We start from the raw sequence: 15018 nt of genomic DNA, 5'->3' as shown, positions 1-15018 counted from the left end.
AAATACATAACCCTATAAGATTGCCCTTGGGACCTTTGCATGGTATAATTATTTCTAAAATCTTAGTAGGAAGAGGCTTAATTTCCATGATTAAGTTTAATCTCGAACACACAATTCAACAAATTGGAATTACAAAGAATAAATTAGCTGTTCTATCCGAGGTGCGCCCAAACACGATTAATGACCTGGCTAACGGGACATCCAAACGGATTGAAATAGATACTCTCGAGAAAATACTGACAACCATTAATCAAATATCGGTCATGAGAGGACTTAACAAAAGGTTTAAAGTGTCAGATGTCGTTGAATTTGTTTCTCTGGATTTTCGCAGTGAAGATGCCGAGTCAGGCAAATTAATTTCCGATGAAGCTTTTCTCAAGATCAAAGAAATTTTATCCAAACATCATGTTCCCACTCCAATTGCAGGACTTGAGATCACCAATATCTTGCAGCTCATTGACTTATATGAAGATCATATTAAAGAAGGGGTTTATGAAGCTCTTGCAAGCAGATCCTCTTCTGCTCTTAGAACCCTTAACAGAATTCTGTATGGTATAGGGGACACTTTGGAATTATATGGGCTTGTAGAGTATAAGCAAGATACCTATGGCACTTTTTATACTTTTACAGATAAAGGTAATTTCTTCATAAAGCTTCTTAAAAATCAATAAAATAAATTTGTTTTATTTGCGGACTTCTTATAAAATAAATATATGAATAAAAAATGAAAGGAGGCGATTAATTATGGCAAAAGGAAACCAAGGCAATCACTCGATTGTGACGTGGCAGGACCAATATTTCGATGGACAAGAAGAATACATCTGTGAACAGACGTACTTAAATAAAAAAACTGATAAAACTCAAAAATTGATGACCAAGAAAGAAAATACCCAAACGCTTTGGCTTAAATACTATGCACACCAGAAGCACTTTCGGGAACCATTTGACCCTTCTTTATAAAATAAACATAACGATATTGTGAAATAAATTAAACCGCTTAGAAATTTCTACATACTCTCCCTGCACCCCCCGCCAAATCTGGGGTGTATGATCAGCCTCATTGTGGGAGTCTATATGTGTTCATTTTAAATTTACTCTGATCAATCCTTAAGGAGGCGTGAACCATGAGCAGACCCAAACCGGATAACCGTGCAGACAATGTAAAACATCTTCAGCAGCACATTCACAATTCGATCGAGAACTACAACGAAGCTGAGGACTACCTTGCTGAGCATGCGGATGAGATCACCGCAGATGAGAAAAGCGATATTCATGCCAAGAATCACAGACGCTTGGAGAGCATTAAAGGCTTCCGCGAAGAGATCAAAGACGAAGCCAGCCATGCCCGGGAATAGTCATAGCTGCTAAGGTGCCGTGTTATACGGACATTCAAACGCAATAAAATACTGCTATACAAAAGCCCCCTTGAGGATGTTATTCCTCCAAGGGGGCTTACGTTTGGTCAGATTACTCTTCCCAAACTTTTACTTCTTTCATTTTGTCACCTTGTTTGGTGTCGTCAATCAGATCCATACCTTTGGTAACTTTGCCAAACACGGTATGTACCCCGTCCAAATGAGGCTGTGGTGCGTAGCAAATAAAGAACTGGCTTCCACCTGTGTTGCGACCCGCATGAGCCATAGAAAGCACGCCCTTGGTGTGCTTGGTGGTGTTCGTAGCTGTCTCACAATCGATGGTGTAGCCTGGGCCACCCATACCTGTCCCTTGTGGGCATCCTCCCTGAGCCACGAAGCCAGGAATTACACGATGGAAGCTAAGTCCGTTGTAGAATCCGGAGTTTGCAAGCTTCTCAAAGTTGGCAACGGTGTTGGGAGCCTCTTCAGGGAAAAATTCGATTTCCACAATTCCGCCTTTTTCTAATTCAATTGTACCTTTTTTCATCTGGGGTCACCTCGTTAAGAATATTAGGGTAGGTTGTATTTGGAATCAACCATAATTCAACTGCTGTGTTTGTTACAGGGCTTAACGTACATTAGTGTACTATGAAACTTGTCCCAGTGCAAAAGCTGTTCATGTCATAATCTAAAAATAACAGCCCCCAGGGATTAAACCTGCGAGGCTGTTACTTTTATTACTCGGGGGTTCCGGCCTGCTCTGCCAGAACCGCCCCGGTTATTTAAACGAGGGCTGCTTCTGAATCCGCTCAGGAATTAGATCATTCGCCACAATATCATCCAGCGACTCCCTCTTCACAACCAGATCACTTGAACCGTCTTTGACAAAGACAACCGCCGGTCTGCGGATCCGGTTGTAATTGCTTGCCATCGCGTAGTTATAAGCACCGGTGCAGGATACCGCCAGCAAATCTCCGCTGCTCACCTTAGGCAGCTCCAAATCCCAAATCAGCATGTCGCCGCTCTCACAGCATTTGCCCGCAATAGACACGGTCTCTTCAGCTTCATCACGGCCGCGGTTAGCCAGCATCGCCTCATACTTCGACTCATAAAGGGCCGGACGCGGATTATCGGTCATTCCCCCGTCAACCGCAACATACTTTCGGACACCAGGGATATCTTTGCTGGTCCCCACGGTATATAAGGTAGTCCCCGCGTCACCGACAATGCTGCGGCCCGGTTCCACCCAGATCTCTGGAAGCTTGTCGTAGGCCCCTGCAAAATGCTGCTTCACTCCATCTGTAATCGCCTTTACGTACTCAGCTACTTGAAGTGGAGTATCGCCTTCCATATAACGGATGCCAAAGCCGCCGCCCAGGTTGACCACTTGGAATACTACCCCGATCTGCTCCTTAACCGACTTGGCAAACGCAGCCACCCGCTCAACTGCCATCTGAAAGCCTTCAACCTCAAAAATCTGGGAGCCAATGTGGGAGTGCACGCCAAGCAGGTTCAAATGAGACTGCCCACTCGACAGCTTCACCGCCTCAAATGCCGATCCGTTCCCAATATCAAAACCAAATTTGGAATCGGTCTGGCCGGTGGAAATATATTCGTGGGTATGAGCTTCAACCCCAGGAGTAACTCGAAGCAGGACGTTAACCTTCACCCCATTTTCCACAGCGATGGTGTTCAAGAGGTGAATCTCTGTGAAATTATCCACGACAAAACATCCAATACCAGCGGTAATCGCCATTTGAATCTCGTCAGGGGTTTTGTTGTTGCCATGGAAATGAATTCTTTCTACCGGAAATCCTGCCTGCAGCGCGGTGTAAAGTTCCCCTTCGGATACAACATCCAGGGACAGTCCTTCCTCTTCAGCCAGACGGCACATAGCGAGGGTGCAGAACGCTTTGCTGGCGTAGGCAACCTGGAACGAGAGGCCGGACTGCTTGAAGGCCTCGACATACTCGCGGCTGCGCTGGCGTACAAGCGCTTCATCCACAATATATAATGGTGTTCCATACTTTTCCTTTAGTTCAACTGTATCACATCCACCAATCTCTAGATGGCCTTTGGCATTAATCGTGCTTGTACCGTGTAGAAACATTTCCACAATCCTCCGATAAATTTGATTTTTTTTAGTATAACAAACAATTCGGAGTGTGAATAATGGATTTTTTCGTATTTGATTTGTGTTTTTTACCTACCGTGAGTACTCCGATTACTTTCCAGGAAGCCGTGTATTGTCACGAGTTTTGTTAAAGGATGGGCGTTTTTTGGAATATAACACCGGGACCCTAAACAATATACTGTACAATGCTTTTGCATTAAAAGGTATAAACGGCCACATATAAGAAGAATTAAACGAGCGGCGGATCGTCAGCAGCACGATAAATAAAGTGATTCCCCCGACAAAGCCTGGTATTCCGAAAATAGCTACCGCAAGAAGCAGAAGCAGCCGGACCAACCGGTTAGCCAGCCCAAGCTCATAGCTAGGCGTTGCAAACATACCGATAGCAGCGACAGCCATGTAAAGAACAACCTCATTCACGAACAGCCCGGTTTTGACAGCGATGTCACCGATTAGAATAGCCGCAATCAAGCCCATGGCTGAAGCTAACGGGGTCGGCGTGTGAACCGCCGCCATCCGCATAAGATCAACGCCAAACTCAACAAGCAGAAATTGCACAATAAGCGGGAGCTTAGCCTGGGTCTGCGGCCCGATGAAAGACAACGCTGGAGGCTTGATCTCAGGATGGATTACAACAAGCAGCCACAAGGGAAGCAGGATTAACGAGGCCAGTATCCCGGCAAAACGGATCCATCGCAGATAGGTGCCCATCGTTGAGGTTTGGCGGTTCTCCTCGGCATGCTGGCATAAATCAAAAAAGGTGGTGGGAAGAATCATGACACTAGGTGAGGTATCCACGAAGACAACGACCCTGCCCTCCATAATATGCGAAGCAACCACATCTGGACGCTCCGAATACCGAACCATCGGATACGGATTCCAGCCGCTTTCCATGATGGCCTCCTCTAACTGTTTATCCGCCAAAGGAATGCCATCCATATTGACCGCTTTGATCTTCTCCCGAATCTTGTCCACCTGAACCTTATCTACAATGTCATCGATATAAGCGATACTTACATCCGTCTGGGTTCTGCGGCCCACCTGGAGATACTCGAATTTAAGACCCGGATCACGAAGCCTGCGCCGGACCAGGGCAATATTGGACAGCAGCGTCTCTGTGAAGCCATCGCGAGCCCCGCGTACCACTCGTTCAAGCGATGGCTCCTCGGGACTTCTCATAGGATAAGTACGCGTATCCATCACAATGGCAGATTCTTCACCCTCAATGAAGAATGCGCTCATACCTGTCATCACCTTGTTGATGACCTCGCTCATTGTCTTCGCTTTAGAGACCTGGATATGAGGAATATAATAGGTGTACAGGTCTTCGAGCGCATTCCCGGAAAGCGATTCCGGCGCCAGAAAGGTTAGACGTTTGATGATCTCCTGCATGATATTATCTTTGGCGAATCCTGTAATAAAGAAGAGTGCCGCCTTCCGCCCGCCATAAGTCATTTCCCGAAAATTTACTTCAAAGCTTTCGTCCAGGCCGATGACTTTAACCAGTGTCTTGCGGACAGTGCTTAGATCCTCGCTAATCCGATCGGACCTCTGCCAATATTTAACGGATTCCTCTACATTTCCCGAGTGTTCCGTTTCCACTTTGCTCTGTTCACCTGAGCGGTCTGTATGTTCATTCTCCTGCCGGTCTTCAGCCAAAAATTCCGGAGGAGGCCCCATATCCCCACTATCCGCTGTATGCGTCTCATGTTCCCTCATGCTGTATTTGCCCTCCTATGATCCTAAGGTTGATAGATGAACCATTCAAATAGTGAGCCCGCCACCTTCCCGAACACCATTGCCAGCAGCAAGCCGAACAGATACTGCCCCATGTGCAGCCGTTTGGCAAGAATCGGGAGAACGTTTAATACCTCTGTCAACGCGGCGGCTAACATGCCTATGAAGATTCCGTTTAACATGCCAATGAAGGCGCTGAGCACCTCGGAATCAAGACCCAGCTTGAAATTCCAGAAGTCCGCCACCGTCCCTACAAAAGACCCGCTGACCATGGCTCCTTCATACCAGTGAACCTTATTGTATGTACGGCTTAGCTGGGCAAGCCGGGGAATAATATCTAGAACAACAAAGAGCGCTATAACTCCGCCACCCACGGCGATTCCCCCGGCAAGCCCCAGGAACAGGAGAATAAGGAGAGACAGCGCAGGTGTCATGGCTTCTCCCCCCTGGATTCCAGCTGGTGGATCTTTTTATATTCCTCAGTGATGACATAATGGTTCAAATTCTCCTGGTATAAGAACATTTCCACTTCAAGCGGCGTAGGCTCCTCATTCCATTTCTTCTTAAAAATGTGATTAAAGAACACAATCATCCCAAGGCCGATCCCTACGGAATATGCGGCTTGAAACGCATAGGGATGCTCATCCCGTGTCCCGGTGATCATCTCTACCAGTCTGACCTGAACCTCAGGCATACTCACATCGGCATGAAAATTCATAATGGTAAGTATGGACCCGAAGAACAGCAGCAGCCATACAACCGTAAACAACAAGACTGAAGGCTTCTTCTGATTCCCCGCAATCTCAATCAGGGTATGCGGCTCGCCGATATGCTCAATGCTGCAGCCCGGTATTACGGTATGGATTTTTCGGATAATTTGCAGCATATCAATAACAATCCGGTTGCCGTCCTGATGCTCAGGCCTGTCCATGACGAGCTTCTTTAATTTATCCTCCCATTCACCGGGAGCCAGAATTTGAGCAATATCTCCAAGCCTTATCATATGGCCTTCGCGAAGCTTGACATTTTTGCGGAGCCTTAGATATACGGTGAGGGCAGGATCATTGCCCATCCAGATCACCCCTTTGCTGCCGTAATGGCCATAGTATGCCAAGGGAAGTATTCTTTTAACCGGAATGCCTGAGTACCCGGCTTAAGCCAATCCGGTCCTACGCTTAGCCACACCAAGTAAAAAGCTGTTCCTGCGGCTGCGTTAGAGCCGTGGAACAGCTAATTTTTACTGTGCGATCTGGTCGCGGATATTCTGCAGAATTTTCTTCTCCAGCCTGGAGACCTGAACCTGTGATATACCCAGCCGGTGTGCCACTTCAGACTGAGTCTGATCCCGGTAATAACGCAGGTAGACGATCAGCCTCTCCCGTTCGCTAAGGCCATCAATCGCCTCATGAAGGGCAAGCTTATCGAACCAGCGCTCCTGGGATTCATCGGCGATCTGGTCCATCAAGGTGATCGGGTCTCCATCATTCTCGAAGACGGTCTCATGGATGGACGCCGGAGGCTTGTTCGCCTCCTGGGCAAAGACCACGTCCTCAGGCGTAACCTCAAGCGCTTCGGCCACTTCTTTAATCGTTGGAAGACGGCCCAGCAGCTTGGCCAGCTCGTCCTTTTTCTTGCGGACTTTATTAGCCATTTCCTTGAGCGAGCGGCTTACCTTCAAGGTACCGTCATCCCGCAGAAAGCGCTGAATCTCCCCAATAATCATGGGAACCGCATAGGTGGAGAACTTGACGTCGTAGCTTAGATCGAATTTGTCGACCGATTTAAGAAGGCCGATACAACCGATCTGAAACAAATCTTCGGGCTCGTACCCCCGGTTCATAAACCGCTGTACGACGGACCAGACAAGACGGATATTACAGTTCACTAACGTATCCCTGGCGACTGAGTCCCCTGTCTGGCTCAGGGCGATCAGACGCTTCACTTCCGCGTCATCCAAGTAGGTCTGTGAGGTTTGCTTCACATCGGCATTCATATACCCAACCCCTAATTGTATAAAGCTTTCTTAGATTCGATCCTCTTCTTCATGCGGATGGAGGTTCCCCCACCAACTTCACTTACCAATTCGAATTCATCCATGAAATTCTCCATAATCGTAAAGCCCATTCCCGACCGTTCCAGTTCCGGCTTGGAGGTGTACAGCGGCTGTTTGGCCAATTCCATATCCTCAATGCCCCGCCCTTTATCCTCAATCACCAGGGTAACTACATCCAGCTCAATTTCAGCATGTATATAGACAATCCCGCTTGGATCGTTGTCATAACCATGAATGATGCAGTTGGTGACGGCTTCAGAGACAACGGTCTTCAGATCAGTGATCTCCTCCATAGTCGGGTCCAGTTGCGAGACGAAAGCGGCAACGGTCACCCGGGCGAAGGACTCATTCTCCGACTTGGCCGCGAACTGCAAATTCATGAAATTTCCAGACTTCTCGCTCATAGGGCAACCTCCAGTTCAGAGAGAGCGGCGCCCTCATCATCAAATACAGGCATAATCTTGAATAAACCTGACATCTCGAACAGTCGGTACACCGGTGGGTTCACATCGCAAATCGCCATTCTCCCGCCTTTTTGCTTAATCAGCTTGTACCGTCCGAGAATGACACCAAGTCCCGAACTATCCATGAACTGAAGTGACTTTAAGCTGAATATCAGATCTTTACAGCGCCCGCGGGCAATCTCCTCATCAAGCTGCAGTCTGACGGAATCCGCGGTATGATGATCCAGTTCCCCTTGCAGCCTTACAATCAGCGTATCGCGGCGTTGTTCCATTTCCAAATGAAGATTCACGTCTGTTCACTCTCCTCTCTGACAATGAACACTCATTTCTACAATTTGACGGCCTATTCCTGCACCCCGACAAAACTAGAAGAAAACTCCTATCAATCTACAAAAAACAGTTTCGAGGTTGTCCGCTTGAACAATGTCCACCAGCCCGCTTTCTCAATCTGGGCGGAAGACTTCAACTCGAACTCCTTAAGCATCTTGTCCCCTTGGTAAACCACCAGCTTGCCGAGCACTTGCCCTTCTTTAACCGGGGCGGACACTTCTGTAGGGATCAACAGTTTATGTGTGATCTTATCCGCTGCTCCGCTTTTCTTCACCAGCACGGTATAAGGATGGGAAGCGGCCAGCTGAAGCTCCTTGGTGTCCCCCTTACGGATCTTGACCGTACCGATAACATCCCCCTTCTTAAACAAGGACTTCACCGTATATTGGGAAAATGCATAATCGAACATCGTGCCTACTTCGCTATTCCGGGTCTTGGTATTCGGCTCGCCGAGCACCACGGCAATCAATCTCAGCCCCTCACGAACTGCTGTTGCCGAGAGACAGAATTTGGCTTCAGAAGTGTAACCCGTCTTAAGACCATCTGCGCCGCTGTAGAAGCGGACCAGCTTGTTGGTATTAACCAGCCAGAACGGTTTCTCCGTATTCTTGCGTAGGTAATCCTGGTAAGCACCCGTGTACTTGGTAATCTGCGGATACTTGAGAAGCTCCTTGCTCATAATCGCAATATCATGCGCGGAGGAGTAATGATTGTCCGTAGGCAGCCCGTTACAATTCATGAAGTGGGTATCGTTCATCCCAAGGTCCTTGGCTCTCTTGTTCATCAGCTTGACGAACTCCACCTCGGACCCTGCCAGCTTCTCGGCCATGGCTACGGATGCGTCATTCCCGGACGCCATCGCAATTCCCTTCAGCATTTCATCCACGGTCATTTCCTCGCCAGGCTCCAGGAAGATCTGGGAGCCTCCCATGGATGCGGCATATTCGCTGGTAGGAACCTTATCTGTAAGCTTCAGGGTTCCCTTGCTGATCGCCTCCATGGTGAGCAGCATAGTCATAATCTTTGTGATACTTGCAGGAGGCAGCTTCTCATGACTTTTCTTCTCATAAAGAACAGTTCCGGTGTCTGCATCCATCAGGATGGCTGATCCTGCGTTCGGAGCCAGATCAGACACCTCGGATGATTTTGGTGCAGTCTCCTCTTTGGCCAGACTGGTGGCCGGCGTGGCTGCGGATGTCAGCATTAGTGCGGCTGTGCATATCAGTAGCCATTTTTTCATTAGGAATATCCCCCTCTCAAAACTTCAACTGATAGCCTATTATCGTCCAATCCGAACCAGAATATTCCTGAAAATACAAAAAAAGCACAGAGCCATCCATATATACGGACGGGTCTGCACATTCATTCAAATCTTATATCATCAATTCCAGGCCTACAATTTAGGAATGATTGAAGTAACTAATCCGAGAAACTTCTCCTTAACCAGCTCGGTTGTCTCCATAACCTCATCGTGGGAGAGAGGCTGATCCAAAATCCCCGACGCCATATTGCTGATGCAGGAAATTCCAAGCACCTCAATGCCGGCGTGACGGGCAACAATCACCTCCGAAACCGTGGACATGCCTACGGCATCCGCGCCAAGCGTACGCAGCATCCGGATCTCCGCCGGAGTCTCATAGGCTGGTCCAATCATGCCCGCATAAACACCCTCCTGCAGCGGAATCTGGTGTTCACCGGCAACCTGACGGGCCAATTCACGAAGGCGTCTGCTGTAAGCCTCTGACATATCCGGAAAGCGGGGACCGAGCGCGTTGTCATTTGCCCCGGTTAACGGGCTTTGGCCAGTAAGGTTCAGATGATCCGAAATCAGCATCAGATCACCTGGCTTGAAGGAGGTGTTCACCCCTCCTGCCGCATTGGTAACGAGCAGCTTGGTCGCGCCAAGCGCTTTCATCACCCGCACTGGAAATGCGGTAACTTCGGGCCCATACCCCTCATACATATGGAAGCGCCCCTTCATCAGCACTACTTGACGTCCTCCCACAGTGCCAAGCACCAGCTCACCCGCATGTCCTTCAACAGTAGATTGTGGAAAATGAGGGATATCACGATAGTTAATTACGACCGGATTCTCGATATGATCCGCCAGAACCCCAAGTCCCGAGCCGAGGATCAAGCCAACCTCCGGCTTCACTTTGGACTTGTCCAATATGTAAGCAGCTGCTTCCTGGATGATTCCTTGATTTAATGTTGTCATGTTCATCTCTCCATTCTTATTCATCCATCAATGAGTACAGTCTTAGTCGTGCTGGGAACCGAGTTTCGCCCTAGGATGATAGCTTTGATAGACAGATTTCAGGTTTTCCTTGGGTTTCCGTAGATATACCTGGGTTGAACTTAAATCGGCGTGGCCCAGCATCTCTTGAACGGACCGCAAATCAGCCCCATTATCCAGCAAATGCGCCGCAAAAGAGTGCCGAAGAGTATGTGGGGTAATATCCGCTTCGATACCAGCCTCCGCCCCGTACTTCTTGATCGCCTTCCAAAACCCCTGCCGGGAGATTCTTCCCCCGAGCCGGTTCGGGAACAAAGCCTCTTCCTCCTCATCCGCCAAGGCTTCCCACGCTTCACTTAAGTACTTCTCCACCCAGCCGCTCGTTACCCTGCTTACAGGAATAATCCGCTCCTTGCCCGTGTCCCCTCCGCAGCGGACGAAGCCAAGGGAAATATCCACATCAGACCTGTTGAGCAGGATTAATTCCGTCACTCTGATTCCAGTCCCATATAACAGCTCAAGCATTGCTTTATCCCTAAGCCCCACAGGCGTGGTCAGATCCGGCCGATCCAGCAATCTGGCCACCTCAGTCTCACTCAGAATCTGCGGGGCTTTTTTCTGATGTTTGGGGCTCTCCAGGTGCAGGAAAGGATCGTGTACAAGATCCTGCTCCACCATAAGATAGCGGAAGAATGAACGAATTGAGACCGAGGCACGGGTAACTGAAGCAGAAGCCCTGCCTGCCTCCTTCAGACCGGCAAAATACAAGGTCAAGTGAGTCTTGGAAACCTGACTGGCTTCGGTCAATCCCCGGTCCTCCATGGCCTGGATAAATTGCTCCAGATCTTTCTGATAAGATGACAGCGTTGCGGTGCTTAAACCCCGCTGATCCCGTAAATAGTCCATAAAGAAAGGCAAGTGCCGCTTCATCCCCATGTCTCCTTCCCATCATTACTCCCCGTACCAATAGAACGTTCTCAACCGGTCTATTACTGTCCCGCCTTCGGGTTTAAAGCCGCCATCATGCACAAATGCCTTTACAGCAGCACCCTGGGGTGTCCCGTATTTATCGGCGGGAAATACCCAGGCATCCAGCCAATGGATTGCTTTGTAGAATAACAGCGATAGACCCAGAAACACAATCAGCAGCCTGATGGAACAAAGCCATTTGCGAAGTGAAATGACCATTCCTCTCCCTCTTTCTATACCCGATTTTGTCCTGTTTACAAATAAGAAAATTCATATTCATAAAAAGATGGTATAGATTATGTATACAGACAAGAGATCAGGATTATGAACGCTTGACCAGGATTCGACTGTGAAACCGGCCTGAATATAGACAGGCCCAAAAAAAAGCCCCCGGCGGCCAAGCGGCCGAAGAGAGCTTACGGTAACCCTTGTTATTCTTTGGAATTCTTGTCGGCGTCACCGTTCTTGTCTTTATCTTTGTCCTTACAGCGGTAGCAAATCCCTTGAAAATCAAGCCGGTGATCCAGAACTGTAAAATTAAATTCCTTCTCCAACCGTTCCTCCAAAGGGCCCAGCCAGTCTTCTCTGATCTCGTCCATGGCACCGCATTGCACACAGATCAAATGGTGATGATGATGCTTGGATGTATCCGTACGAAGGTCATAACGGGCAACACCGTCGCCAAAGTTAATCTTCTCCACCACATGGAGCTCACTTAACAGCTCAAGTGTACGATATACTGTCGCAAGACCTATTTCCGGAGCTTTATCTTTAACGAGCATGAACACATCTTCCGCGCTCAAATGGTCGTCTTCGTTCTCAAGCAAAACCCTTACCGTGGCTTCCCGTTGGGGCGTAAGCTTATAACCATGGGATTGCAGCTGCTGCTTAATTTTATCGATCCGTTCTTCCATGTAATCTCCCCCTTGGAAAAAAGCCGACCACCTTCTGGCACAAATCACTTCTTTCATTATAGGGGGTTAAGATCAACAAAGTCAAACATTTTACTAGAGTGAGGAGGCCGTGGAAGCCTGTTCCAACACTGGGGCAACCCATCCTATCAGAACCGGGGTGACCCAGGTTTCAAAAGAAGAAATCCCTAAAATCAGCACCGCCATCATGAGCACCAGACCGGAGTAATTGAAAAAAGGCTTGGCAAGCGAGCCGTGGCCTCTCAGCATTACCCTGCTGCGGATAATGTTCAGTGAGAAGGTCACCGCCGCCACACTGCATATGAGCAGGACAGGGATTAGAACCAGGTTATGAGGTGCTATGGAAACCAGGGCGAACAGCATGCCTTTCCAAGTGAACTGGCCGACGAGACAGCCCACCGAGAAGCCAATCAGGACTCCCTTCAGGAAATCGATAATCAGAATTCCAGGGAGCCCGATGACCGAGAGGCCCAGAACCCAAATTAATCCGATCCACTTCAGATTCAGCACGGCAATGCTCCAGAATGAAGAGAGCCCCGCTGAATCCTCCTGGTTAAAGGAGGTGAAGAAATCCCCCAAATAGCGGGAAAGATCCTGCTGCTGCTCCAGTGTCAAAGCATTGACCATAAGCGCACCAAAGATAACGCCCATCAGAAAAAGGACGGTAACAAACACATACAGCGGGGTTTGGTCTTTAAGGGTATGACTGAAAGCTTTAAACATAGGGCGGCCTCCTTCCTTGTCCATAGAAGTCTCTATCATTCTATGTACAGGCTGGTCCGCCTATGCCCGTGGGATTTACGGTTTCCTTACCTTTCCGTAAGTTCCCCCGCCTCCTGCGGTCAGCTGGGTTCTTCCCTCCCTGGCATCCACAATCGCGGCCGACAGCTCCGGCCCTACAACAGATGCCAATTCCTCCGCGCTGACTCTGTGAAGAATGTTCATTTCGGTACCAAAAGCTTCAAGCAGTGCCGTAAGCTTTGCCGGCCCAAGCCCTGGAATGAACTCCAGTGGAATCTGGTATTTATAAGGGGGCCGATGCGCTGGAACCTCTGGTACTTCCCTGTCGGCAATCGAACGGATCCGGTCAAGTACCCCCTTGGTCAGTTTAGTGCTTCCACAATAAGAGCATCTTTGGACCGCAATGTTCTGCTCGTCCAGAATACTCTGACACCCACTGCAGTATGTCCGATGATATTTCCCAAGCCGGGGATTGAGCCCATAATTGGCGGTAACCGCACGACCATCCTGCCGATTAAGGGCCTTCTCGAATTCAAAATAGTTCGGCTTCGAGAGAGCCAGCTCATTGTATTCCCGTCCAATCTTTCCAAGGGAATGAGCATCTGAATTGGTGAGAATAGTGAACGGATCCAGCTCACTCAAATAACCGGCCATTTCCGAATCGGCGCTAAGCCCAAGTTCTACAGCCCTGATCAAGGACAAATCCAGAACATCTTCCATGCGTGGTGCCGCGCTGCCATAAATGCTTTTATGAGGTGTGAAAATATGAGCAGGAATCAGCATCCCACCCCTTGCAGCAACCTCCTCTTGTAGGGTACGGGCCGGAGCGTGCAGACGTTGAGAGCTTAAGCCCACATTTTTCATCCGCTTGCTTAACCAGCCGGTGAACTCCTCCATCACTTTCAAATGTGGAAAATAGACAAGCAGATGTGCCGGGCCCATGCCAGGCTCCCGAATCTCAATTTCACTCCCGAGGAGAATGGTTGTCCTGCCATAAGTAATACCGCCTTCTTCAAGCTCAACCATATCCCCGCGATCAAGACTTTGGTGGATGTCATATTGAACTCCTGGCGAGTGACAATCGATAATCCCGATCAACTCAATTCCCTTGCGGTCACTGGCTTCACTTGCGATTTGGGCAAAGGTCAAGTTGCGGCTGCCGCTGATCTTGACCGGCTCTCCACGCTCCGTTCTGCCGATGTGAATATGCAGATCCGCATAATACCGCTGAAGTCCCGCGTTACTCATGACCGAATCGCCCGGTATGGGCGGCCAATTCCCAAATGTATACGGCCATAATAGTTTTCGCATCCGATATCCAGCCTTCGGATATATACTTCTTCGCTTCCTGAAGGGTGATCTCATGTACCTCTAGGAATTCATCCTCATCCGGGGATGCCTTTCCCTTCTTCAAATCCTCTGCGAGATACAGATGAATCAGCTCGTCTGCGAATCCGGGTGAGGTGTAGAACGAATGCAGCAGCGAAGTCTTGCCAGCGCTATACCCGGTCTCTTCCTGCAGCTCACGCTTCGCGGCTTCAAGGGGATCTTCGCCCTTCTCCAGCTTGCCGGCTGGGATCTCCAGCTCACCTCTGCCAATGGATTGACGGAATTGATCCACCAGCAGCAGCCGTCCGTTACGAACAGCCAGCACCGCTACCGCACCTGGGTGTTTAACAATTTCACGTTCACCGGTAGATCCGTCAGGCAGCTCGACAGTATCAATCTGCAGAGAAATAATTTTGCCCGTATAAATGGATTTGGACGAAAGGGTCTTCTCATTAAGTGCGGAATTTGCAGACTTTGTCATGGAATTTTGCCTCCTTTTGATTAGAAAAAGCATAGCTTGTCACTTCTGAACATATGGTGTTATTATACCAAATCGTTCTCGAAAAGGAGTAATCGCGAGTATGAAGAGTTATTTTGCCAAGGACCAACTCCATCTATCCGGTAAAGCTTGGGAAGTTCGGGCCGTTCTGGCCATGTGGAAGAAAAAAGCAGCACAAGGCACCGAAATGAGACAATTTATTGCAGATCAGACCTACAGAAAGTAGATTATTTTACGTT

The 15018-nt window shown here is 48.8% G+C and carries 20 protein-coding genes; 4 read left to right on the top strand and 16 right to left on the bottom strand.

The window, feature by feature from the left end; translation table 11 throughout:
* The first annotated feature begins 86 nt into the window (after positions 1–86).
* From BN6628_RS26120 to tlp, 3 genes are all read left to right on the top strand, one after another.
* A complete protein-coding gene (locus BN6628_RS26120) occupies positions 87–671 on the top strand; it encodes a helix-turn-helix domain-containing protein (RefSeq protein WP_068617013.1) in 585 nt (194 codons plus the stop codon).
* A gap of 73 nt (positions 672–744) precedes the next feature.
* Positions 745–960, top strand: a complete 216-nt coding sequence (locus tag BN6628_RS10125) for a hypothetical protein (RefSeq protein WP_068617012.1) — start codon at positions 745–747, stop codon at positions 958–960.
* A 164-nt stretch (positions 961–1124) separates the two neighbouring features.
* Positions 1125–1355, top strand: a complete 231-nt coding sequence (gene tlp / locus BN6628_RS10120; RefSeq protein WP_068617011.1) for a small acid-soluble spore protein Tlp — start codon at positions 1125–1127, stop codon at positions 1353–1355.
* 112 nt (positions 1356–1467) lie between these two features.
* Here tlp and BN6628_RS10115 read toward each other — a convergent pair whose 3' ends face one another.
* From BN6628_RS10115 to BN6628_RS10040, 16 genes are all read right to left on the bottom strand, one after another.
* Complete coding sequence (locus tag BN6628_RS10115) at positions 1468–1902, bottom strand: peptidylprolyl isomerase (protein ID WP_068617009.1); 435 nt, start codon at positions 1900–1902, stop codon at positions 1468–1470.
* A gap of 231 nt (positions 1903–2133) precedes the next feature.
* The gene (gene lysA / locus BN6628_RS10110) at positions 2134–3465 is read right to left on the bottom strand and encodes a diaminopimelate decarboxylase (protein ID WP_068617008.1); all 1332 of its coding nucleotides are present in this window, start codon (positions 3463–3465) and stop codon (positions 2134–2136) included.
* Between the two features lie 114 nt (positions 3466–3579).
* A complete protein-coding gene (locus BN6628_RS10105) occupies positions 3580–5208 on the bottom strand; it encodes a spore germination protein (RefSeq protein WP_068617005.1) in 1629 nt (542 codons plus the stop codon).
* Positions 5209–5231: 23 nt separating this feature from the next.
* Positions 5232–5660 carry a stage V sporulation protein AB gene (locus BN6628_RS10100; RefSeq protein ID WP_068617004.1) on the bottom strand — a complete coding sequence of 143 codons (429 nt, stop codon included), beginning with the start codon at positions 5658–5660 and terminating at the stop codon, positions 5232–5234.
* Positions 5657–6298 (bottom strand): stage V sporulation protein AA, encoded by a 642-nt coding sequence (locus BN6628_RS10095; RefSeq protein WP_068617001.1) that lies wholly within the window; start codon positions 6296–6298, stop codon positions 5657–5659. The genes BN6628_RS10100 and BN6628_RS10095 overlap by 4 nt, the downstream gene beginning before the upstream one ends.
* 165 nt (positions 6299–6463) lie before the next feature.
* Positions 6464–7219: an RNA polymerase sporulation sigma factor SigF gene (gene sigF, locus BN6628_RS10090; protein ID WP_068617000.1), complete on the bottom strand. Its 756-nt coding sequence runs from the start codon at positions 7217–7219 to the stop codon at positions 6464–6466.
* An 11-nt stretch (positions 7220–7230) separates the two neighbouring features.
* Complete coding sequence (spoIIAB, locus tag BN6628_RS10085; protein ID WP_068616997.1) at positions 7231–7683, bottom strand: anti-sigma F factor; 453 nt, start codon at positions 7681–7683, stop codon at positions 7231–7233.
* The gene (spoIIAA, locus tag BN6628_RS10080) at positions 7680–8033 is read right to left on the bottom strand and encodes an anti-sigma F factor antagonist (protein ID WP_068616995.1); all 354 of its coding nucleotides are present in this window, start codon (positions 8031–8033) and stop codon (positions 7680–7682) included. The genes spoIIAB and spoIIAA overlap by 4 nt, the downstream gene beginning before the upstream one ends.
* A 92-nt stretch (positions 8034–8125) precedes the next feature.
* Positions 8126–9313 carry a D-alanyl-D-alanine carboxypeptidase family protein gene (locus BN6628_RS10075; protein WP_068616993.1) on the bottom strand — a complete coding sequence of 396 codons (1188 nt, stop codon included), beginning with the start codon at positions 9311–9313 and terminating at the stop codon, positions 8126–8128.
* A gap of 153 nt (positions 9314–9466) precedes the next feature.
* Complete coding sequence (locus BN6628_RS10070) at positions 9467–10291, bottom strand: purine-nucleoside phosphorylase (RefSeq protein ID WP_068616991.1); 825 nt, start codon at positions 10289–10291, stop codon at positions 9467–9469.
* 42 nt (positions 10292–10333) lie between these two features.
* A complete protein-coding gene (locus tag BN6628_RS10065) occupies positions 10334–11239 on the bottom strand; it encodes a site-specific tyrosine recombinase (RefSeq protein WP_068616989.1) in 906 nt (301 codons plus the stop codon).
* A gap of 21 nt (positions 11240–11260) precedes the next feature.
* Positions 11261–11497 carry a DUF4227 family protein gene (locus BN6628_RS10060; RefSeq protein WP_068616987.1) on the bottom strand — a complete coding sequence of 79 codons (237 nt, stop codon included), beginning with the start codon at positions 11495–11497 and terminating at the stop codon, positions 11261–11263.
* 212 nt (positions 11498–11709) lie between these two features.
* Positions 11710–12192 (bottom strand): ferric iron uptake transcriptional regulator, encoded by a 483-nt coding sequence (gene fur, locus BN6628_RS10055; protein WP_068616985.1) that lies wholly within the window; start codon positions 12190–12192, stop codon positions 11710–11712.
* 93 nt (positions 12193–12285) lie between these two features.
* Positions 12286–12933 carry a stage II sporulation protein M gene (gene spoIIM, locus BN6628_RS10050; protein WP_068616983.1) on the bottom strand — a complete coding sequence of 216 codons (648 nt, stop codon included), beginning with the start codon at positions 12931–12933 and terminating at the stop codon, positions 12286–12288.
* A 75-nt stretch (positions 12934–13008) separates the two neighbouring features.
* Complete coding sequence (locus BN6628_RS10045; protein ID WP_068616981.1) at positions 13009–14199, bottom strand: endonuclease Q family protein; 1191 nt, start codon at positions 14197–14199, stop codon at positions 13009–13011.
* Positions 14192–14761: an NUDIX hydrolase gene (locus BN6628_RS10040; RefSeq protein WP_068616979.1), complete on the bottom strand. Its 570-nt coding sequence runs from the start codon at positions 14759–14761 to the stop codon at positions 14192–14194. The genes BN6628_RS10045 and BN6628_RS10040 overlap by 8 nt, the downstream gene beginning before the upstream one ends.
* 100 nt (positions 14762–14861) lie before the next feature.
* Here BN6628_RS10040 and mciZ point away from each other — a divergent pair, with 100 nt between their 5' ends.
* Positions 14862–15005 (top strand): Z-ring formation inhibitor MciZ, encoded by a 144-nt coding sequence (gene mciZ / locus BN6628_RS25615; protein WP_082926865.1) that lies wholly within the window; start codon positions 14862–14864, stop codon positions 15003–15005.
* Positions 15006–15018 lie beyond the last annotated feature (13 nt).

The organism is Paenibacillus tuaregi, assembly GCF_900086655.1.
Taxonomy (GTDB): Bacteria; Bacillota; Bacilli; order Paenibacillales; family Paenibacillaceae; genus Fontibacillus; species Fontibacillus tuaregi.
This window is presented reverse-complemented; position numbering and strand designations above follow the sequence as displayed.